The organism is Sphingosinicella sp., from assembly GCF_052387495.1.
GTDB lineage: Bacteria > Pseudomonadota > Alphaproteobacteria > Sphingomonadales > Sphingomonadaceae > Allosphingosinicella.
The window spans coordinates 14,047-34,624 of sequence record NZ_JBQTJC010000235.1 but is presented as its reverse complement, the minus strand read 5'-3'; the positions used below and the strand labels follow the sequence as shown (position 1 = coordinate 34,624).

The 20,578-nt window shown below is 68.8% G+C and carries 18 protein-coding genes; 4 read left to right on the top strand and 14 right to left on the bottom strand.

The genetic code is table 11. From position 1 onward, the window contains the following. Positions 1-95: 95 nt before the first annotated feature. From fghA to ACT4N8_RS13020, 12 genes are read right to left on the bottom strand one after another with little or no spacing between them, the layout of a single operon-like run. Positions 96-929 (bottom strand): S-formylglutathione hydrolase, encoded by an 834-nt coding sequence (gene fghA, locus ACT4N8_RS13075; protein WP_444858562.1) that lies wholly within the window; start codon positions 927-929, stop codon positions 96-98. An 11-nt stretch (positions 930-940) separates the two neighbouring features. Continuing rightward, positions 941-1,312, bottom strand: coding sequence for a VOC family protein (locus ACT4N8_RS13070; RefSeq protein ID WP_444858561.1), 372 nt, complete (start codon positions 1,310-1,312; stop codon positions 941-943). A gap of 22 nt (positions 1,313-1,334) precedes the next feature. Next, entirely contained in the window at positions 1,335-2,447 is a 1,113-nt protein-coding gene (locus tag ACT4N8_RS13065; protein WP_444858560.1) for an S-(hydroxymethyl)glutathione dehydrogenase/class III alcohol dehydrogenase, read from the bottom strand. Between the two features lie 50 nt (positions 2,448-2,497). After that, positions 2,498-3,256 carry a 7-carboxy-7-deazaguanine synthase QueE gene (locus ACT4N8_RS13060; protein WP_444858559.1) on the bottom strand — a complete coding sequence of 253 codons (759 nt, stop codon included), beginning with the start codon at positions 3,254-3,256 and terminating at the stop codon, positions 2,498-2,500. A 10-nt stretch (positions 3,257-3,266) separates the two neighbouring features. Next, the gene (locus tag ACT4N8_RS13055; RefSeq protein ID WP_444858558.1) at positions 3,267-3,941 is read right to left on the bottom strand and encodes a glutamine amidotransferase-related protein; all 675 of its coding nucleotides are present in this window, start codon (positions 3,939-3,941) and stop codon (positions 3,267-3,269) included. Next, positions 3,938-5,167, bottom strand: coding sequence for an argininosuccinate synthase (locus ACT4N8_RS13050; protein ID WP_444858557.1), 1,230 nt, complete (start codon positions 5,165-5,167; stop codon positions 3,938-3,940). The genes ACT4N8_RS13055 and ACT4N8_RS13050 overlap by 4 nt, the downstream gene beginning before the upstream one ends. Further along, positions 5,164-5,646 (bottom strand): arginine repressor, encoded by a 483-nt coding sequence (locus tag ACT4N8_RS13045; protein ID WP_444858556.1) that lies wholly within the window; start codon positions 5,644-5,646, stop codon positions 5,164-5,166. The genes ACT4N8_RS13050 and ACT4N8_RS13045 overlap by 4 nt, the downstream gene beginning before the upstream one ends. Continuing rightward, positions 5,643-6,506: an ornithine carbamoyltransferase gene (argF, locus tag ACT4N8_RS13040; RefSeq protein WP_444858555.1), complete on the bottom strand. Its 864-nt coding sequence runs from the start codon at positions 6,504-6,506 to the stop codon at positions 5,643-5,645. The genes ACT4N8_RS13045 and argF overlap by 4 nt, the downstream gene beginning before the upstream one ends. Beyond that, on the bottom strand, positions 6,503-7,372 hold the full coding sequence (gene argB / locus ACT4N8_RS13035) for an acetylglutamate kinase (RefSeq protein WP_444858554.1): 870 nt from the start codon (positions 7,370-7,372) through the stop codon (positions 6,503-6,505). Before argB ends, argF begins: the two co-directional genes overlap by 4 nt. Further along, positions 7,369-8,532 (bottom strand): bifunctional glutamate N-acetyltransferase/amino-acid acetyltransferase ArgJ, encoded by a 1,164-nt coding sequence (gene argJ / locus ACT4N8_RS13030; RefSeq protein WP_444858553.1) that lies wholly within the window; start codon positions 8,530-8,532, stop codon positions 7,369-7,371. Before argJ ends, argB begins: the two co-directional genes overlap by 4 nt. Next, positions 8,529-9,530 (bottom strand): N-acetyl-gamma-glutamyl-phosphate reductase, encoded by a 1,002-nt coding sequence (argC, locus tag ACT4N8_RS13025; protein WP_444858552.1) that lies wholly within the window; start codon positions 9,528-9,530, stop codon positions 8,529-8,531. The genes argJ and argC overlap by 4 nt, the downstream gene beginning before the upstream one ends. A 52-nt stretch (positions 9,531-9,582) precedes the next feature. Then, positions 9,583-11,418, bottom strand: a complete 1,836-nt coding sequence (locus ACT4N8_RS13020) for a DUF885 domain-containing protein (RefSeq protein WP_444858551.1) — start codon at positions 11,416-11,418, stop codon at positions 9,583-9,585. A 76-nt stretch (positions 11,419-11,494) separates the two neighbouring features. Here ACT4N8_RS13020 and ACT4N8_RS13015 point away from each other — a divergent pair, with 76 nt between their 5' ends. Continuing rightward, positions 11,495-11,875 (top strand): hypothetical protein, encoded by a 381-nt coding sequence (locus ACT4N8_RS13015; protein WP_444858550.1) that lies wholly within the window; start codon positions 11,495-11,497, stop codon positions 11,873-11,875. On the opposite strand, the gene ACT4N8_RS13010 is transcribed toward ACT4N8_RS13015, so the two are convergent. Further along, positions 11,872-13,665, bottom strand: coding sequence for a beta-propeller domain-containing protein (locus ACT4N8_RS13010; protein ID WP_444858549.1), 1,794 nt, complete (start codon positions 13,663-13,665; stop codon positions 11,872-11,874). The two genes, ACT4N8_RS13015 and ACT4N8_RS13010, sit on opposite strands and share 4 nt — an antisense overlap. A gap of 280 nt (positions 13,666-13,945) precedes the next feature. Then, positions 13,946-15,304, bottom strand: a complete 1,359-nt coding sequence (locus ACT4N8_RS13005; protein WP_444858548.1) for an amidohydrolase family protein — start codon at positions 15,302-15,304, stop codon at positions 13,946-13,948. 202 nt (positions 15,305-15,506) lie between these two features. Here ACT4N8_RS13005 and ACT4N8_RS13000 point away from each other — a divergent pair, with 202 nt between their 5' ends. The 3 genes from ACT4N8_RS13000 (at position 15,507) to ACT4N8_RS12990 (ending at position 20,538) form a co-directional block, all read left to right on the top strand. Next, the gene (locus tag ACT4N8_RS13000; RefSeq protein WP_444858547.1) at positions 15,507-17,927 is read left to right on the top strand and encodes a TonB-dependent receptor; all 2,421 of its coding nucleotides are present in this window, start codon (positions 15,507-15,509) and stop codon (positions 17,925-17,927) included. 58 nt (positions 17,928-17,985) lie between these two features. Continuing rightward, entirely contained in the window at positions 17,986-19,230 is a 1,245-nt protein-coding gene (locus tag ACT4N8_RS12995; protein WP_444858546.1) for an FAD-dependent oxidoreductase, read from the top strand. Between the two features lie 117 nt (positions 19,231-19,347). Then, positions 19,348-20,538, top strand: a complete 1,191-nt coding sequence (locus tag ACT4N8_RS12990; RefSeq protein ID WP_444858545.1) for a calcium-binding protein — start codon at positions 19,348-19,350, stop codon at positions 20,536-20,538. Positions 20,539-20,578 lie beyond the last annotated feature (40 nt).

Genomic DNA, 20,578 nt, shown 5'->3' with positions numbered 1-20,578 from the left:
GCGTGTAGCTCAGTGGTAGAGCACTGTGTTGACATCGCAGGGGTCGCAAGTTCAATCCTTGCCACGCCCACCATTTTTCCCTTCAGCTCAAGCGATTAACCCAGCCGCTCCGCGTGCCAGGCGAGGTGCTCGGCCATGAAGGTCGAGATGAAATAATAGCTGTGGTCGTAGCCGGGCTGCATCCGGAGCGTGATCGGGATGCCGGCCGCGGCGCAGGCTTGCGCCAGCAATTCGGGGCGGAGCTGCTCGGCGAGGAACTGGTCGGCCTCGCCCTGGTCGACGAGCAGCGCATCCAGTCGCGCCCCGTCCTCGATCAGTGCCACCGCGTCGTGGGCGCGCCAGCGGGCACGGTCGGCGCCCAGATAGCGGCCGAGCGCTTTCTCCCCCCATGGCACCCGGCTCGGCGCGGCGATCGGGGCGAAGGCGGAGACGCTGCGGTAGCGGCCGGGATGGCGGAGCGCTAGCGTGAGCGCGCCGTGGCCGCCCATCGAATGGCCCATGATCCCCTGCCGCGCCCGGTCCACGGGGAAATGATCGCCGAGGAGGGCCGGCAATTCCTCCGAAATGTAGCTGAACATGCGAAAGTGCCGCGCCCACAGCTCTTCGGTGGCGTCCACGTAGAAGCCCGCGCCCTGGCCGAGATCATAGGCCTCGTCATCCGGCACGTCCGGGCCGCGCGGACTCGTGTCCGGCGCGACGAAGATTAGCCCGAGCTCGGCGCAGGCGCGCCGATACTCGCCCTTCTCGGTGACGTTGGTGTGGGTGCAGGTGAGGCCGGAGAGGTACCAGACGACCGGGAGCTTCGCCCCGGCCTCGGCCCGCGGCGGGACGAAGACCGAGAAGGTCATTGCCGTGCCCGTCTCGCGGCTGGCGTGGCGATAGACCCCCTGGACGCCGCCGAAGCATTTGTTGGTCGAGAAGATCTCCAGCGCCGTCACGATCAGGCTGGCAGGCGGTGCAGCGCGCAGAGCTTGTTGCCGTCGGGATCGCGGAGATAAGCGAGGTAGAGCTGACCAAAGCTGCCTTCGCGTACGCCCGGCGGGTCCTCGATCGCGGTGCCGCCGGCCGCGACTCCGCGCGCGTGCCAGGCGTCGACCTCGTCCGGGCTGTCGAAGGCGAAGCCGATGGTCCCGCCATTGCTATGGGTCGCCGGTGCGCCGTCGATCGGCCGACCGACCATGAAGACGGCGCCCCTGCGGCCGTAGCTCAGGCGCCCCTTGTCGTCCGTCCTCGCCTCCTTCTCGAACAAGGCGTCGTAGAAGCGCCTGGCGCGGTCGAGGTCGTTCGATCCGATCATCATGTGGCTGAACATGGCTCTCTCCTTCCGGGCGGGCTCAGTAGATGACCACGCTGCGGATGCTCTCGCCCGCGTGCATCAGCTCGAAGCCCTTGTTGATCTCCTCGAGGCTGAGCACGTGCGTGATCATCGGGTCGATCGCGATCTTGCCGGTCATGTACCAGTCGACGATCTTCGGCACGTCGGTCCGCCCCCTCGTGCCGCCGAACGCGGTGCCTTTCCAGACCCGGCCGGTGACCAGCTGGAACGGGCGGGTGGCGATCTCCCTGCCGGCCTCGGCGACGCCGATGATGATGCACTCCCCCCCCCCGCGGTGGCAACATTCGAGTGCGGTGCGCATGACCTCGGTGTTGCCCGTGGCGTCGAAGGTGTAGTCGGCGCCGCCGTCGGTCAGTTCGACGATCTTGGCGACGATCTCGTCGCGGCTCATGCCCTTCGAGTTGAGGAAATGGGTCATGCCGAACTTGCGGCCCCATTCCTCGCGGGTCGCATTGATGTCGACGCCGACGATCCGGTCCGCGCCCACCAGCTTCGCGCCCTGGATCACGTTGAGGCCGATCCCGCCGAGCCCGAATACGACGACATTCGCGCCCGGCTCGACCTTCGCCGTGTTGACCACCGCGCCGACGCCGGTGGTGACGCCGCAGCCGATGTAACAACTCGTCTGGAAGGGCGCATCCTCGCGGATTTTCGCCACCGCGATCTCGGGCAGCACGGTGAAGTTCGAGAAGGTCGAGCAGCCCATATAATGGAAGATCGTCTCGCCCTTGTACGAGAAGCGGCTGGTCCCGTCGGGCATCAGCCCCTTGCCCTGGGTCGCGCGGATCGCGGTGCACAGGTTGGTCTTGCCCGAGAGGCACGACTTACACTGGCGGCACTCGGGCGTGTACAGCGGGATCACGTGGTCGCCGGGCTTGACCGAGGTCACCCCTGGCCCGACCTCGCGCACCACGCCCGCGCCCTCGTGGCCGAGCACCGAGGGGAAGATCCCTTCGGAGTCGAGCCCGTCGAGCGTGTAGGCGTCCGTGTGGCAGATGCCGGTCGCCATGATCTCGACCAGCACTTCGCCGGCCTTGGGCCCCTCCAGATCGAGCTCGACGATCTCGAGCGGCTTCTTGACCTCGAAGGCGACGGCCGCGCGGGTTTTCATGCGTCTCTCCCTTGCGCCTTCGCCTAAGTCCGCCTCCGTCGGCTGGCAAGTCAGGTGCCGCGCGTGTCGCCGTAGAGGTGGATGTGGAGCCGGTCGGACCAGGCATAGCCCGCCGCCTCCGCGGGGCCGCGCAGGAGGGACTCGCGAGTGCGCAGTGTGGCACCATCGGTGCCTTCGGGCATGACCATGATGCGCTCGCACGGGATGCCGAAGCGTTCGGCGAGGGCCGCGATCTCATCGAGATCGCCGGGCTCGCGGACGACGAACTTGAACCAGGTGCTGTCGAGCGCGGCGAAGGCGGCGAGCGGCGCTGGCCGCAAAGCGAGTGCGGGGCGGTCTCCGGCATGGGCGAGCTTGGGCGAAACCATGAACAGGTCGACCGCTTCGCCCAGCGCGGCTGAGGGCGCGATCGTGCCGTTGGTTTCGACCTCGATCAGCAGCGCCGGGTTGTCGCGCTTCAGCCGGGCGATCAAGGCGGCCAGGGCCGCCTCCTGGATGAGCGGCTCGCCGCCGGTGAGGACAACGCCCGGAGCGGGCAGCGCCTCGACGGCTTCGGCAACCTCCTCGACCGACATCTCGATCGTCTCGGCATCGGGATCGAATTTGTGCGGCGCGCCCGGCCGGTCCTTCTCGTGCGGCCATTTCGTGCCATGCCAGTTCCACGTGTAGGGCGTGTCGCACCAGGTGCAGTGGAGGTTGCAGCCGGACAGGCGGACGAAGGTGCGGACCTCGCCCGCGCTCCGCCCCTCGCCCTGGATCGAGCGGAAGATTTCGGGCGTGCCCGGTTCGGTGACGGCCAGCCGCAGCATGGCTGCGTCCCTAGCCCAGAAGGAAGCGCCTGATCCATTCCCCGATGCGGGCATTGTCGTTGGGCGCATCTAGCGAGTCGAGAGCGGCGTCGGGATCGGGGAGGCGGTCGCGGCGGGCCTCGATCAGCGCCTTGGCGTAATCCGGCGCGAATTCCGGGTGGAACTGGAAGGAGATGGCCGGCTGGTCGCGCCAGGCGAGCGCGGCATAAGGCGTGAACAGCGAGGAGGCGATGACTTCGCTATTCGGCGGCTGCTGGACGATCTGGTCCTGGTGGGAGGCGGGGATCGCCACCGCGTGCGCGTCATCCATCCAGGGCCCGCGGCCGACGATCGGATAGGTGTGCAGGCCGATGCCCCAGCCCTTCGCGGACTTCTCGACATGGCCGCCGAACGCCTCGGCCATGACCTGGTGGCCAAAGCAGATCCCGACCAGCTTCGCCTTGCCCTTCTTCGCGCGCAGAAAAACGATCAATTCGCCGATCCAGGGCAGGGGCTCGTAGACACCGGCGGGTGATCCGGTCACCAGATAGGCGTCCGCCTCGTCCGGCTTCTCGCCGGAGGCGATATCGAAGCTCGCATAATCGAACCCCGCTCCGAGCAAACCCTCGAACATCGCCGGATAGCGCCCGAAGCGCGCGATCAGCGGCGCGGGCGGCGTCCCGGTCTCGAGGATGGCGAGCTTCAAGAGCTGCGCCGCTCCCGCTTCGCGGCGATCCTGAGGCGCAGGGCGTTGAGCCGGATGAAACCCGCCGCGTCGCGGTGGTCGTAGCCGGACTGGCCTTCCTCGAAGGTGACGAGATCCTGGTCGTAGAGGGAGAGCGGGCTTTCCCGGCCGATCACGGTCGCGTTGCCCTTGTAGAGCTTCAGGCGGACCGTGCCGCTGACATGCTCCTGGCTTTTGTCGATCAGCGCTTGGAGCATCTCGCGTTCGGGTGCGAACCAGAAGCCGTTGTAGATCAGCTCCGCGTAACGGGGCATGATCGAATCCTTCATGTGCATCGCGCCGCCGTCGAGGGTGATGCTCTCGATGCCGCGATGGGCGGCAAGCAGGATCGTCCCGCCGGGCGTCTCGTAGACGCCGCGCGATTTCATCCCGACGAAGCGGTTCTCGACCAGATCGAGCCGGCCGATGCCGTTGTCGTGGCCGAGCTGGTTGAGCTTCGTTAGCAAAGCGGCGGGAGACAGCGCCGCGCCGTCGATCGAGACGGGATCGCCGCGCTCGAAGCCGATCTCGATGATCGTCGGCGCGTCCGGGGCGTCCTCGGGCGAAATGGTCCGCTGGTGGACATATTCCGGCGCTTCAACCGCCGGATCCTCCAGCACCTTCCCTTCCGAGGATGAGTGGAGGAGGTTGGCATCGACCGAGAAAGGCGCGTCGCCTCTTTTGTCCTTCGCGATGGGAATCTGGTGCTTCTCGGCGAAGTCGATCAGCGCCTCGCGGCTGGCGAACTCCCACTCGCGCCAGGGGGCGATGACGCGGATGTCCGGCTCCAGCGCATAATAGCCCAATTCGAAACGGACCTGGTCGTTGCCCTTGCCCGTGGCGCCGTGGCAGACCGCGTCCGCGCCGACCGCCCTTGCGATCTCGATCTGGCGCTTGGCGATTAGCGGCCGGGCGATCGAGGTACCGAGCAGATACTGGCCCTCATAGAGGGTGTTCGCGCGGAACATCGGAAAGACGTAGTCGCGGACGAATTCCTCGCGCAGGTCGTCAATGAAGATGTTCTCCGGCTTGATGCCGAGCATCTCCGCTTTGCGCCGCGCCGGCTCCACCTCCTCGCCCTGGCCGAGATCGGCGGTGAAGGTGACGACCTCCGCGCCATATTCGGTCTGCAGCCATTTCAGGATGATCGAGGTGTCGAGGCCTCCCGAATAAGCGAGGACGACCTTGCGGGGCTTGTCGGCAGTCATGCGTAATTTTCCCTGGATCGGCCCATCAGCGCCTCGAACTTGGCGATGAGGGCGGGCACGGCGACGTCGTCGCGCGCGGCGATGAAGAGCGTGTCGTCGCCGGAAACCGTCCCCGCGACCTCCATCAGACCGGCATGGTCGATCGCCGAGGCGACGAGATGGGCGGAGCCGGGCGGCGTCCGGATGACGACAAGCTGGTCCGCCGCCTCGATCGACAGCGCCCATTCGGTCAGGATGCGCGAGAGCCGCCCGGCGCCCCAGTCGGCGGCGCCGATCTGATCGGGCAGCGCATAGGAAAGGACGCCGCCGCGCTTCACCTTGACCGCTCCGAGTTGCTCGAGATCGCGCGAGACGGTCGCCTGGGTGACGGCGAAGCCGAGCGCGGCGAGCCGCTCGGTCGCCTCCTCCTGGCTCGCCAACGTCTCCTCGCGGAGCAGCGCCGCGAGGCTGCGCAGTCGTCGGGTCCGGCTGTCGGTCACGACAGCACCCAGGCGAGCGCGCCGCGGGCGGTGTGCATGCGGTTCTCGGCCTGGCGCCAGACCGCGCTCTTCGCGCTCTCCATGACGCCGTGGGTGACCTCCTCGCCGCGGCGGGCGGGGAGGCAGTGGAGGAACCAGGCGTCTTCCGCCTTGGCCATCAGCGCCTCGTCGACCCGATAGCCGGCGAAGGCCTTCATACGGGCGTCGGCCTCGTCGTCCTGGCCCATCGAAACCCAGACGTCGGTATAGACGAAGCGGGCGCCCTTCACCGCCTCGGTCGGGTCCGCGACCTGCCGCACGCCGTCCGGCGCGTCGCGCAAGGCATAGCCGTCGGGGCTGGCGAGGGTGAGCTCGGCGCCGACCGCGACGCAGGCCTGGGCGAGGCTGCGCGCGACATTGTTGTCGGCATCGCCGACATAGGCGACCTTCGCGCCTTCGAGCTTCCCGAGCAATTGGTTCATGGTTAAAATATCGGCCAGAGCCTGAAGCGGATGGTCCTTGTCGGACAACCGGTTAACGACCGGAATTGAGACCGCGTCTGCCATTCGCGTGAGGTGCGAGTGGTCCATCACCCGCGCCGCGATCACGGCGTGGTAGCAGGCGAGGGTGCGCGCCACGTCCTCGGCGGTTTCACGCGTGTCGAGGCCGACCTCGTCCTTCTGGATGTAGACCGGATGGCCGCCCAATTGGACGACCGCCAGCTCGGTCGAGTTGCGGGTTCGCGCCGAGGGCTTCTGAAAAACGAGCGCCGCGCCCTTGCCGGCGAGCGGCCGGCCGAGCTCGGTGCGCTCGGAAAGCGCGAGAATCTCGGCGACGCCCTCGGGCCCGAGATCCGTGATGGTCAATAGGTCGCTGCTCACCAGTCTGCCTCCGTCTTGACCATCGTGCCGATGCCCTTGTCGGTCAGGATCTCGATCAGCAAGGCGTGCGGCACGCGGCCGTCGATGATGTGCGCCGAGCCGACCCCGCCCTCGACCGCGTCGGCGCAGGCGCGAAGTTTGGGGATCATGCCTTTCGACACACTTTCGTGTTCAATCCGCTCGCGCAGCTCGGCGGCGGTGAGGCGCGGGACCAGGCTCGCTTCGTCCGCCGGGTCCTCGAGCAGGCCCGGGGCGGCCGTCAGGTAGACGATCTTCTCCGCCGCCCTCGCCACCGCGATCGCCATCGCCGCCTCGTCGGCGGTGATGTTGTAGGGCTGGCCCGAGGGGTCGGCGCCGACGGTGGAGACGACCGGGGCGAGGCCTTGGTCGAGCAGGCCGTGCAGCCGCTCGGCGCGGACCTGCGCGACATCGCCGACGAAGCCGAGCGCCGGATCGCGCGGCCTGGTGATCAAGAGCCCACCATCCTCGCCGGCGACCGCGACCGCGACCGGATCGTCCGGCGATTCCTTGTTGATCGTCGCGACCAGGTTGCGGCTGACCTCGCCGACCAGCACCATGCGAACAATTCGGAGCGTCTCCGCATCGGTGACCCTGAGGCCGTCGCGGAACTCCGGCTCCTTGCCGACCTGCTTCATCATCGCGTCGACCTGCGGCCCGCCGCCGTGGACGAGCACGCAGCGCACGCCGACGCTGCGGAGCAGCAGCACATCCTGCGCGAGGGCGCGATCGAGCGCGGCGTCGATCGCGGCGCCGCCCAGCTTCACGACCACCGTCTTGCCGCGGAAGCGCTGGATATAGGGTAGGGCCTCGACGAGGACCCGGGCGGTGTCCGCGGCGCTCATCATGACGTGACCGAATTTTCCTTGATGTAGCCGGGGCCGAGATCGATGCCGATCGCGCGAGCGGAGCCGGTGCCGCCCGCGCCCACATCCACCTCGAGCTCGATCTTTTCGTTCTTCATATGCGTGGCGACGGCGGCGCGGTCGTGGTCGATCTCGATACCGCCGCGTGAGACTGCGATGCCGCCATAGGCCACGCTCGACGCCTCGGCCTCGAAGGCGATCCCGGCGGAGCCCGCGGCGGCGAGCAGCCGGCCCCAATAGGGGTCGGAGCCGTACCAGGAGCATTTGACGAGGTTGTTCTCGGCGATGTTCTTCGCCGCGATCCGCGCCTCCGCGTCGGAGGCGGCACCAGTGACGCGGAGCATCACCATCTTGGTCATCCCTTCCGCGTCGTGCGCCATCTGCAGGGTCAGCTCCTCGCAGACGCGGTGAACCGCGTCGGCGAATTCCTGCATGTTAGGGGCGCCGGCGCGGCCGTTGGCGAGGAGGATGACGGTGTCGTTGGTCGAGGTCGCGCCGTCCACGTTGAGGGTGTTGAAGGTGTGGTCGGCGGCGTCCCGGAGGATGCGCTGGAGCGCGTCCCTCGGCACGTCCGCGTCGGTGGTGAGGTAGGCGAGCATCGTTGCCATGTTGGGCGCGATCATCCCACAGCCCTTGGCCATGCCGCCCAAGGTAAAGGTCGAGCCCTTCACCACCGCTTCCTTCGCCACATGGTCGGTGGTGAGGATGCCCTTCGCCGCGTCGTGGCCGCCGGCCTTCGACAGCTTCTTCGCCAGCTTCGGGATGGCGGGGAGGATGACGTCCATCGGCAGCGGCGTGCCGATGATCCCGGTCGAGGAGACGAGGGCGTGGGCCTTGTCGATGCCGAGCGCTTCGGCCGCCGCCGCGCTCATCGCCTCGGCGTCGGCCATGCCTTTCGCGCCGGTCCCGGCATTGGCGTTGCCCGAATTGACGACGATCGCCGCCGCCTTGCCGCCGCTTGCCGCGAGCCGCGCGCGGTCGAGCACCACCGGCGGCGCGACGAACCTGTTCTGCGTGAACACGCCGACCGCGGTGACCGGCCGGCCGTCGTCGGTCGCGATCAGCGCCATGTCGTGCTTGCGCCGCTTGATCCCAGCATGACAGCCGGCGGCGACGAACCCGGGCGCGGCGGTGACGCTCATGGCCAGACTCCCACGCGCGGCAGCCCCGCTGTCTCGTCGAGACCGAGCATCAGATTGGCGCACTGGATCATCTGGCCGGCGGCGCCCTTCACGAGATTGTCGAGCGCGGCGATCGCCAGCACCCGCCCCGTCCGCGCATCGTAGCGGGCAGTGAGGTGGACGCTATTGGCGCCCAATGTCCATTTGGTCGAGGGCGGCCGCTCGGCGACGTGGACGAAGGGCTCGTCGGCATAGGCCTCCCTCAACGCCGCGAGCGGGTCGCAGGCTCCCTTGGCCTGCGCAGTGCAGGTCGCGAGGATGCCCCGGTTCATCGGCGCCAGGTGAGGCGTGAACAAGACTTTCCTGCCCAGCACCATCTCCATCTCAGCGGTGTGGCGGTGATTGAGCAGACCGTAGGCGGTGAAATTCTCGTCGATCGTATTGAAATGGGTTTCGTCCTTGAGGCCCTTGCCCGCGCCGCTCACGCCGGAGGCGGCGCTGACGTTGATCGTGTCGGGATCGATCAGGCCGAGCAGGGGCTTCAGCGCGAGGATCGCCGAGGTCGGATAGCAGCCGGCGGCGGCGACCGCCTTGGCCCCACGGATCGCGTCGCGGTTGAGCTCTGGGATGCCGTAGACGAAGCGGCCGAGCAGCTCCGGCGCCCGGTGCGGCTCCTTGTACCAGCGCTCGTAGGCGGCCGCGTCGTCGAGCCGGAAATCGGCGCCGAGATCGACGAAGGGAATGCCGCGCTCTAAAATTTCCGGCGCGATCGCTTGGCTATGCCCGTGCGGCAGCGCGGCGAAGACGAGGTCGATCCCCTCCAGCGCTTGCGGCTCGAAGCGCTCGACCGCGATCCCCGGATAGGCCGGCGCGAGATGGGGGTGGACCTCGGCGAGCGTGGCCCCCGCCTGACTCTCCCCGAACAGCCGCGCCGGGCGCAGCTCGGGATGCGCGGCGCAGAGCCGCAGCAGCTCCGCCCCGACATACCCGCTCGCACCAAGGATCGCTGTCCTGATCATCGCGGATGTATGCAATGAAACGAATAATTATGCAAGAACTAAGTAAGACTGTCTAACCGCCCTGCAGCGCGGTCCAGTCCGCGACCACGGTGGCCAGCACCTCCAGCGGCATATCGCCGTTCAGCAACACCGCGTCGTGGAAGGACTTGATGTCGAAGCGCTGGCCGAGGCGCTCGCGCGCCTGCGCGCGCAGACGGATGAACTCGTTGTGGCCGATCTTGTAGCTGCAGGCCTGGCCCGGCCAGACGACGTAGCGCTCGACCTCGCTGGTCGCCGAGATCGGATCGAGCCCGACCTCGTCGGTGAAATAGGCGATCGAGCGCTCGCGGCTCCAGCCGCGCGCGTGCATTCCGGTGTCCATCACGATCCGGGCGGCGCGGTACATGAAGCTCTGGATGCGGCCGATCCGCCCGACTGGAAATTCGCCATAGACTCCGGCCTCGTCGGCGAGCTGCTCGGCATAGAGCCCCCAGCCCTCGCCATAAGCGGGGATGCCGATGTTGCGGTGGAGGAGGGGGATCGCCTGGTTCTCGAGCACGATCGAGCCCTGCCAGAGATGGCCCGGGATGCTCTCGTGATAGGTGAGCGTCGGCAGCGCCCATTTCGGCCAGATCCGCGTGTCGACCAGGTTGATGTAGAAGGCGCCGGGACGCGAGCCGTCGAGGCTGGGCCCCTGCGCATAGCCGCGCGGTGCGCCGACCTCGATCGCCGGGGGCACCCGCTTGATCTCCATCGGCGAGGTCGGGATGGTCGCGAAATAATCGCCCATCCGGCCGCGCACGTCGGCCATCTGGCGATTGAGATCGGCGAGCAGCTCGGCGCGGCCGGCGTCGGTATTGGCATAGAGGTAGCGCGCCTGCGCGCGCAGCTCGTTGATCCGCGCCCCGACGCTGCCCCGGGTCAGGCCTTCGCGGCGGAGCAGGGGATCGACCTCGGCGCTGAGCTCGGCCATCTGGGCGAGGCCGATCTCGTGCGCCTCGTCCGGGGTGAGCGCGGTGCTGGTGTGGTAGCGCAGGCAGAGCTGGTAGAAGCGCTCGCCGTCGGGGAGGCGCCCGGCGGCGGGGCTCTGGCCGGCGCCGCGGCGGAGCTCGGCGAGCAGGCCGAGCTGACGGTCGAGCGCGTCGGCGATGCGGCCGTCGACGATCGCCGTCGCCTGCGTTTCCCAGTCGCCGGCGATGTTCTTCTCTCGTGCCCGCCGGACCAGCGAGCGAACCAGGCCCGCCTCGCGGCCGCGCTCGGCGCGCAGGTTCCGGGTCTGGGTCACCGCCTTGTCAAGGATGTAGCTTGGCGGGACGACGCCGCGGCCGGCATCGGCGCGGGCGCGGTCGACGTCATGGTTGATCGCGTCGCCGAACGCCTCCAATCGGGCGACATAGGCCTCGCAATCCTCGCGCGTGTCGATCCGATGCTGGCTGTCGAGGAAGTCCGGCACATTCTGATAGGCGCCGGTGAGCTGCGAGAGGACGTAGGGGATCGGGTAATTGTAGCCGCCGATCCCGCCATATTCGAACGTCTCGGCCTCCCGCATCCGCTCGCCGAGCCAGAGGACGGTGTCGTACCAATAGCGCTCCTGGCCCTGGAGGCGGGCGCGCTCGATCCGGCGCAGGCGCGGCAGATGGTCGATCAGCGGGCGGTAGGGCCCCATCTTGCCGGCGGGCGAGGCATCGCCGAGGCGGCTCTTCAGAAACGCCCGCTCGCCGGTGTCGAGGCCGAGCCCGGTCGCCATCTCCGGCGCCGCGCGGAGCATCCCCTCGAAGATGCTGTCGTAGAGCGCCCGCGCGTCGGCGGTCGCGGAGCGCGGCGCCATCCCGGCGCAGCCCGAGAGCGCGAGCGCTCCGGTGGCGGCGGAGCCGAGGAGGAACTGGCGGCGGTCGAGGGCGAAGGGCATAGAAGGCGCTCCCAATGCGTTATCCGGGACAGGCCAAAAGCCATGAACCGAAGCGCGCCCGAGGAAAAGGTTTTCGATGAGCGAACGTGACGACCCGACGCCCGCCGTCCGGATCGACGAGGATCGCGACGGCCCGCTCGAAATCGTTGGACGCACCCACCTCACCGCGACGGTGACCGGCACGGTGGTCGTCGCCGCCGGCGCCGAGCTGCGCCTCTCCGGCCAGGTGAACGGCGAAATCGTGGTCAGGCCGGGCGGAGAGCTCGTCCTGCTCGGCACGGTCAAGGGCGCCGTGATCAACGAGGGCGGCGCGGTCGGCATTTTCGGCTTCGTCGGCCGCGTCGAGGACCGGGGCGGCAAGGAGAGCTGGGTCTCGCGCGGGGCGATCGTCGGGGGGGTGCGCTCACCCCGGCCGATGAAGCTGAGCCGGTTCCTGGCCCTGAACGCGGGCGGCTAGGGCTGCTGCGCCTGCCCGTCGCGGCTGGCGGCGGGCGGCGCGAAGCTGATCCGGCCGATCTCGGAAACGGCGCCCCTGGCGAGCCGCCCCTCGACCAGCTCGTAGCCGAGCAAAGCGAAGATGCGGTTCCCGAGGAAGATCGGGCGCGCATTCCCGTACCAGTCGACGCACGAGGCCTGACAGCCGTCGTCGGTCACGCCGCGCACCTCGGCGGCGAGCTCGCCGGCGCGGGCGAAGCGGCGGTCGTCGCGGCGCAGGAACAGCATCGCCGCCGCGCTGCCGAAGAAGCGGCGATAGGCGGGCGCCACCTCTCGCCGGATCGGCAGGCCGAGCAGCCCCGAGGCGCCGTCCGGGCTGCTCGGGCGGAAGAAGAAGGCGTGGCTGCGCGTCTCGCCTTCCGAAGCGGAGGGTAGAAGGAAGAGATCGCCGAGCGCGGGCCGGCTGGCGCGCGGCAGCTCCACCGCCGTGAAGCCGAGATTCTCGTCCGCGTCACCGCCGATCACGATCGCGTCGCGGCCGATCGCGTCGATCCGCTCGACCGCGTGGCGGAGGTTGAGCGTCGTCGGCGGGCCGCCGCGCACCGGCGCGATCACGACGGGCGCTTCGCGCTCGCCTTCGCCGAATCTGCCGCCGCCATAGAGCAGGTGGTCGCCGACGAAGCGGTTGCGGAACGACCAGCTCGAGCCCGGCAGGCTCGGCAGCCTGCGATAGCGCGAGCTCGCGGCGCTTGATTGTCCGTCGCCGAACTCGGCGATGGGGAGACGCAGCAGCGCGATGCGGCCGCCGCTGACCTCTGGACTACCCATCGCGTCGCCGCCGCCTTCTTCCCGCACCAGGACATTGAGGATGCCGTCGACGGTGTCCTCGCGAAAGGCGAACTGATCCACCGGCGCGCCGCGTGCGCCGATCGCGGAGGGGCGCTCGCGCCCGAGCGGCAGCCGGTAGAGGAAAGCGTCGGGGAAGCGGCTGCGGCCGTCGCTCCACCAGAAATCGTGGACCCAGAGATAGACCGCGCCGGCGGAGACGTAGAAGGTGTGCGATTCCGGCCCGAGCACGCCGACCGCGGAGCAATCGAGCTGCTCGGCGGCGAGATCGCAGGTCGTCACGCTATGGAGGGTGTCGATCTCGATCTCCTCGGAACCGCTTATCCGGCGCATGCCGGGGACGATGAAGATCTGGTTGGGGCGCGCGATCCGGCGGAAGGGCCGGTCGCGGCCGGGCCCTTCCCATTTGCGCAGACCCGGCAAAGCCTCGAGCGGATCGTCCTCCCACTCGAGATAGAGCGGCGTGTAGAAGATCAGCCGGTTGCCGATCAGCCGCGACGCGTAGTTGCGCGAGGAATAATAATCGTTCGAGCGGAGGTGCCAGGCGTCCTGGAAGCGCAGCCGGCCGTCGGGCGACATGCGGAAGCGGTTGATCTCGGTGCCGCCGCGATCGTAGCTGTAGCCGACGACGACGATAAGATCGCCGGAGACCAGCATCTCGTCATACCAGTCGCCCTCGCCCGACACGCCGGGCGGGAAGGCGTAGATCGAATCCACCGGCCGCATCGATCCACCGGCGAGCGACACCGTGAACAGCCGGCCGCGGCGCAGGACGACGAGATGCTCGCCGATCACCTTGACGATGCCGCCCTCGTCGACATTGGCCTCTTGCGTATTGGTGATGTTCGGATTGCGGACCTGGGTTCCGGTGACCATTATCGAAGCTTCGGCACCGGGCAGGTCGCGCACCACCTCCTCGGCGACGTTCGCCTGCTGCAGCTCGATCTCCTGCTCGCTGACGACCATTGGCGTTGCGCCGGGAGCCGGTGGGGGTGGCGGAGGCGGTGGCGGCTCCGGCTCTCTGAGCCGCCGCAGGAACCGGCGCAAATCGGCATCCGAGCGAAAGGAGACGAGGCTGCCCGAGGCCTGAGGGCCGGCTGCCGCGCGCCTTCGGTCCTGGGCGGACGCGTCCTGGCCGGCGAAGAGCGTGGCCACGAGGGCCAGGGCCAGAAATGCAGCGACACGGCGGCTCAACCTCTCGACCACTCGACCCTCCCCAATCCTCGCCGATCACCATTCTTAGCGATCAATCCTCCTGCCTATGCACCCGGCCCCGGGCCATGACGAAGTTCATTTGCCTCAGCACGCCGACGTCGGCGAGCGGGTCGCCGCGGACGGCGACGATGTCGGCGCTGCGACCGGGCTCGATCGTGCCGACCTCGCCCGCGAGGCCAAGCAGGTCGGCGGCGTTGACCGTGGCCGCCTGGATCGCGCTCATCGGGGTCATGCCGTGCTGGACCATCAGCAGGAACTCGTCGGCGTTGCGGCCGTGCATCGAGACGCCGGCGTCGGTGCCGAAGGCGATCCGCACGCCCGCCGGGACCGCGCGCTGGAGCGACAGGCCGGTGATCGCGATCCGCCACTCGATCTTGCGCCGGACCTCGCCGAGATAGGCGTTCGGGTTGGTCCGCAGCCGCTCAATATAGCCGTTCACGGTGGAGAGCGTCGGCACGTAATAAGCGCGGCTGTTCCGCCACAGCCGCAGCGTCTCGTCGTCGAGCAAGGTGCCGTGCTCGATCGAATCGGCGCCGGCGCGCAGGGCCAGCGCGATGCCGTCCGCGCCATGGGCATGGACCGCGACGCGGCGGCCGTAGAGATGGGCGGTCTCGACGATCGCGCGGACCTCGTCCTCGAACATCTGGGCGCCGAGGCCGAGCCCGATGCGGCTGTTGACCCCGCCGGTGGTGGCGATCTTTATCACGTCGACGCCGCGCGCGATCTGGCGGCGTACCGCGCGGCGGCAATCGTCGGCCCCGTCGCAGGTGCTGCCCGATTCGCGCAGCACCTCGTGCAGCTCCTCGCGCATGCCGAGCGTCTCGTCCATATGGCCGCTGGTCGTGGAAAGGCTGGTCCCGGCGTCGACGATGCGCGGGCCGACCGCCCAGCCGCGCGCGATCGCGTCGCGCAGGCCGAGCGTGATCCCGTCCGGCGAGCCGAGGTTGCGCACGGTGGTGAAGCCCGCCTCGAGCGTCCGGCGCGCGTTGAACGCGGCCTCGTGGGCGCGCAGCGCGACATTCTCGGTCACGCCGGCGAGCTGGCCCTCGACCCCCGCCCGGTCGGAATCGAGGTGGACGTGGCTGTCGATCAGCCCGGGCAGCACGAAGCGGTCGCGCAGGTCGATCAGCCGCGCCCCGGCGGGCGGCTCGGCGAAGCCGTCCTGCACCGACTCGATCCGCCCGTCGCGGATCAGGATCGTCGCGTTGCGGCGCGGCGCTCGGCCGGGCCGGTCGAGCAGGGTGCCGGCATGGATGACGGTCACGCCCGGCTCGCCGGGGAGAGCAACGGGGCCCGACGGCGGCGGCGGTGGCGTCGCGGTCTGGGCGGAAATGGCGGCCGGGGCGGCGAGGGCGACGAGAAGCAACGACAAAAAAGCGGGGAAGCGCATGAACCTTGTCCCGATTCCGGAGGGAGGGATGAGGATAGCCGATCGAGCGCCGCCGCCAATCCCCAAAACGGGGCGTTCCGTCGCACGTTGTTGCGCCGCCGCAACAGAGGTGTCACATTCTTGCCGGCCCCGCTCATGACGACTGTTGCCAGCGCGCGACCTCAAGTATTTTGGCGGCTCCGATAAAGCAAAGGGGTCCACCATGCGCGCCAACCCGAACGCCTTCCGCAAGTCCGCCGCCTTCGCCGCCGCCTCGGTCATCGCGATCGCCATGGCGACTCCGGCCTGGGCGCAGGACCCGGTGCCGACCGCGACGCAGCAGGACGATGAGACGACCATCGTCGTCACCGCCACCTTGCGCGAGACCTCGCTGCTCGAAGTGCCCTTCTCGATCAACGCCCAGACCGAGGCCGACATCCAGCGTTCGGGCGCGACCACGGTCGAGGATCTGGCGCGCAATGTCGCCGGTCTCTCGATCCAGAATCTCGGCCCGGGTCAGAGCCAGGTCTCGGTGCGCGGCGTCTCCGCCGGTCAGGTCGTCCGCGACCAGCCGGGCGTGAAAGAGCAGGTTGGCGTCTATCTCGACGACAGCGTGATCTCGCTGTCGCTGTTCACGCCCGATCTCGACCTGTTCGATCTGAACCGCGTCGAGACTTTGCGCGGGCCGCAGGGCACCCTGTTCGGCGCCGGCTCGGTCGGCGGCACCTTGCGCTACATCACCAACCAGCCCGATCCGAGCGGGTTCAGCGCGATGATCGAGGGCAATCTCAACCTCGTCGACGGCGACGATTTCGGCGGCGCCCTGCGCGGCATGATCAACGTGCCTCTGGGCGGCGAGACGGCGCTCCGCGCGGTCGCTTATCACACCGAATATGGCGGCTTCATCAACGCCCTCGGCCCGGGCGGCGGCGAGGACATCAATGGCGGTCACCGCACCGGCGGCCGCCTGGCTTTGCGCTTCGAGCCGGCGCCCGGCATCGTGATCACGCCGCGCGTTCTCTATCAGGAGGTGCGCGCCGACGGCTTCAACCGGCAGGAGGTCTACAACCTCTATGCCAATCCCTTCACCGATCCGAACGTGCCTGGCGGGCGCGCGCCGGTGACCTTCGACGAGCGCGAGCAGTTCCTGCTGTTGCAGGAAGGCTTCGCCGACGACACCTTCCTCGCCGATCTCAACGCCAGCATCGATTTCGGCCCGGTAACGCTGACCTCGATCTCGACCTATATCAACCGCGACATCACGGTCAGCCGCGACGCCAGCGCGCTCACCGGCAGCGTCTCGGTCGATTTGGGCTATCCGGACGCGGGCGTGCTGCTGCCTTCGAACCTGGTAGACACCACCGATCTCGAGACCTTCTCGCAAGAGCTTCGCCTGGGCTCGAGCCAGAGCGGCCCGCTCCAATGGCTCGTCGGAATCTTCTATTCGGAGGTCGATCGCTTCTACCGCCAGCGCCTGCCCACCCCGGGCTATGACGCCTTCACCGACGCGACACTTGGCGCCGGCACCGCGGCGGCGACGACGCGCGCCGGCTTCCCCGCCAACTCGCCTTATGCCTCGGACCTGCCCTACGATATCCGCCAGTGGGCTGTGTTCGGCGAGGCGAGCTACGACATCACCGATCGCCTCACCGCGACCGCGGGCGGCCGCTATTACGACTTCCGGGAGGAACGGCGCTTCACGTCGAGCGGTCTCTTCTCGAATCTCGACGATCGCACCGACGAAACCGAGTCGAACGGCTTTTCGCCCCGCTTCATCCTGAGCTACGAGCCGGCCGACAATGTCCGCGTCAACGCGCAGGTGTCGAAGGGCTTCCGGCTGGGCGGCGTCAACGATCCCCTGAACATTCCGCTCTGCACGCCCGCCGACGCGGCGATCTTCGGCGGCTTCCAGGATTATGACGACGAGACCCTGTGGAACTACGAGCTCGGCGTCCGCGCCCAGCGCCGGGGCCTGAGCTTCGCCGCGGCGGCCTTCTACACCGACATCAACAACCTCCAGGTGACGCTGGACGCGGGCACCTGCTCGTCGCGCATCGTGTTCAACGTGCCGAGCGCGCACACGATGGGCGTCGAGGCCGAGCTTTCGGCCGAGGTGGCGGAAGGCTTCAACCTCTCGCTCGCCGGCTCGATCCTCGAAGCGGAGTTCGATTCCACCGTCCGCGACGGCAACGGCAACGTCATCGGCGGCATTCGCGAGAACAACCGCCTGCCGAGCGTGCCGCGCTTCCAGGTCTCGGCCAATGCGAGCTACGCCTTCCCGATCGCGGAGGACGCGGAGGCCTTCGTCGGTGCCTCGTTCCAGCATGTCGGGGCCCGCTACACCCAGCCGAGCGACCAGGAGAACAATCCGCGCAGCTTCGTCTCCGGCCTGCCCTTTGGCGGCGCGACCGGGAACAACGCGACCGTCGTCGACCTGAGGCTCCCATCCTACAATTACGTCAACCTGAGCGCGGGCATCGACTGGGACAACGGCCTCGGCGTGATGATCTACGTCACCAACCTGTTCGACGAGAACGCCCTCCTCTCCTTCGACCGCGAGCGCGGCGGGCGGGCGCGGCTGGGCTTCAACGTCGGCCAGCCCAGGACCTTCGGTATCACGCTGAGGAAGCGCTTCGGGTCCTGAGGTTGACCTCCTCCTCCCCGCGCGCGAAGCTCCGGCCTCGCCACGGGGAGGATCGGGGATGGCGGATCTCACGCGCCGCAAGCTGCTGATTGGCGCCGCCGGCACTGCGGTCGCGGCGTCGGTGGGCGGCCCTGTCCTGGGCCAGTCCGGTCGCCCGGACGTCGTCGTGATCGGCGCGGGCGTGTTCGGGGTATGGACGGCGCTGAAGCTGCAGGCGGCGGGCAAGCGGGTCGCCTTGGTCGACGCCTGGGGCCCGGCCAATGCCCGCGCCTCCTCCGGGGGCGAATCCCGGATGACGCGGGCGGTCTACGGCCCGGACGAGATCTACACCCGCATGGCGCTCGATTCGCTGCCCGAATGGCGGGCGCTGTCGGACCGCGCCGGCCTCCCGATCTTCGCCCCCGTCGGCGTGCTCTTCTTCTTCGGCGCCCCCCATCCCTATGCGACCGCGGCGATGGAGATGCATCGCCGGCTCGGCCTGTCGACCCGAATGCTCGATACGGCGGAGATGGCGCGCCGCTTCGCCGGCATCGACTTTGCGGGCATCGAGCTCGGCCTGTTCGAGCCCGATTTCGGCGTGCTGATGGCGCGCCGCGCTGTGCAGACGCTGGTACTGGAGTTCGTCCGCGCGGGCGGGGACTATGTCGCCGCCCGGGTCGCGCCGCCCTTGGCCGGTGCGGGACGCCTCGGCGAGATCCGGACGGACGCGGGGACCCGAATCGAAGCCGAAAGCTTCGTCTTCGCCGCCGGCCCCTGGCTGCCGCGACTGTTCCCGGACATCCTCGCGCGCCGCATCCGCGCCTCGCGGCAGGAGGTGTTCTTCTTCGCCCCGCCGCCCGGCGACGCCCGCTTCCAGCCCGGGCCGATGCCCGGCTGGGCCGATTTCAACGGCGGCGATCTCTATTACGGCATGCCGGACATGGAGGCGCGCGGTTTCAAGATCGCCTTCGACCGCCATGGGCCGGAGGCCGATCCCGACCAGGGCGACCGCACCTATTCGCCCGAAATGCTGGCCCAGGTTCGCGCTTATATGGCCCGCCGCTTCCCCGCCATGGCCGATCGCCCGCTCAACGAGGCGCGGGTCTGCCAATATGAGAACAGCGCCAACGGCGACCTCCTGATCGACCGCCACCCGGCGTGGGAGAACGTGACCATCGTCGGCGCCGGCTCCGGCCACGGCTTCAAGCACGGCCCCGCGGTCGGGCGCTATGCCGCGGACCTGGTGCTGGGCGGGCTCGGCCGTGTCGAGCCCCGCTTCTCGCTCGCCAGCAAAGGCGAGGTCGAGAATCGCGAGGTGCATTGATTAACTCCGCTTTTACCACGCTGATTTTGTTGCGCTCTTCTTTTCGGCTATCTTCGCCCCGCCGGCCGAGTCCCTGACCGCGACCTCGCGGCGCCGCCGGCCTGACGGGAGGCGATCATGGCCATCATCAACGGCACCCCTGGTGACGACGATCTGTTCGGCACCCCCGGCCACGACGAAATCTTCGGCTTCGACGGCAATGACAATCTGTTCGGCCTCGAGGGCGACGACCTGATGTTCGGCGGCGACGGCCACGATTTCCTGCGCGGCGGCGAAGGCGGCGATAAGCTGCACGGCGGCGCCGGCGACGACTTCCTGCGCGGCGACGCCGGCAATGACGAGCTCGACGGCGGTGACGGCTGGGACCGCGCCACCTACGCGATCGGCGCGGTCGGCGGGGTCACCGTCTCGCTGGCGATCCAGGGGGTGGCGCAGGACACCGGCAGCGCCGGCCTCGACATCCTGGTCGGCATCGAGCACCTCACCGGCACCCGCTTCGACGACGTGCTGACCGGCAATGACGGCGACAATTGGCTCTGGGGCGGCTCGGACGGCAGCGGCGTCACCGGCAACGACGTCATCTCGGCCGGCGGCGGCAACGACCTCGTCGAGGTCGGCGCCGGCACCCACAGCCTGGACGGCGGCGCCGGAATCGACACCTTGTCGCTGTTCGGCAATTCAAGCGACATCAGCGCGGACGGCGTCACCTTCAGCCTGCTGCTCCAGGGCGCGGCCCAGGACAGCGAGCAGGGCCTGATGACCGCGTCAGGCTTCGAAAACCTGTCCGGCTCGATCCACGACGATGCGCTCACCGGCGACGGCGGCGACAATTTGCTTGCCGGCGACCTCGGCAACGACATCCTGATCGGCGGCACCGGCGACGACATTCTCTACGGCGACGGCCGCGTCCTGATCGACGATCACGGCCTCGGCGGCTCCGGCCCGATCACGACCTTCGCCGACATCGCCGCCGTCTTCGCGCTGACGCCCGGCGACGACGTGCTCGACGGCGGCCGCGGCGACGACACGCTCAACGGCGGCGGCGGCGACGACGAGCTGACCGGCGGCCAGGGCCGCGACATCTTCGCCTTCGGCCCGGATTCGGGCGACGACCGGATCACCGATTTCCGCAACAACCAGGACACGATCCGCTTCGAGGGCGTGGCGGGCGTTGATGACTTCTCCGACCTCCTCATCACCCGCGTCGGCCGCGACACGCACATCACCTGGGGCGACGGCAGCGATTCGATCCTGCTCGAAGGCGTCAACCCGCGCGTCCTCGACGCGGGGGATTTTATCTTCATCTGAGGCGCGCGAGTGACCACGCCCGAGGCGCTGGCCGACACCG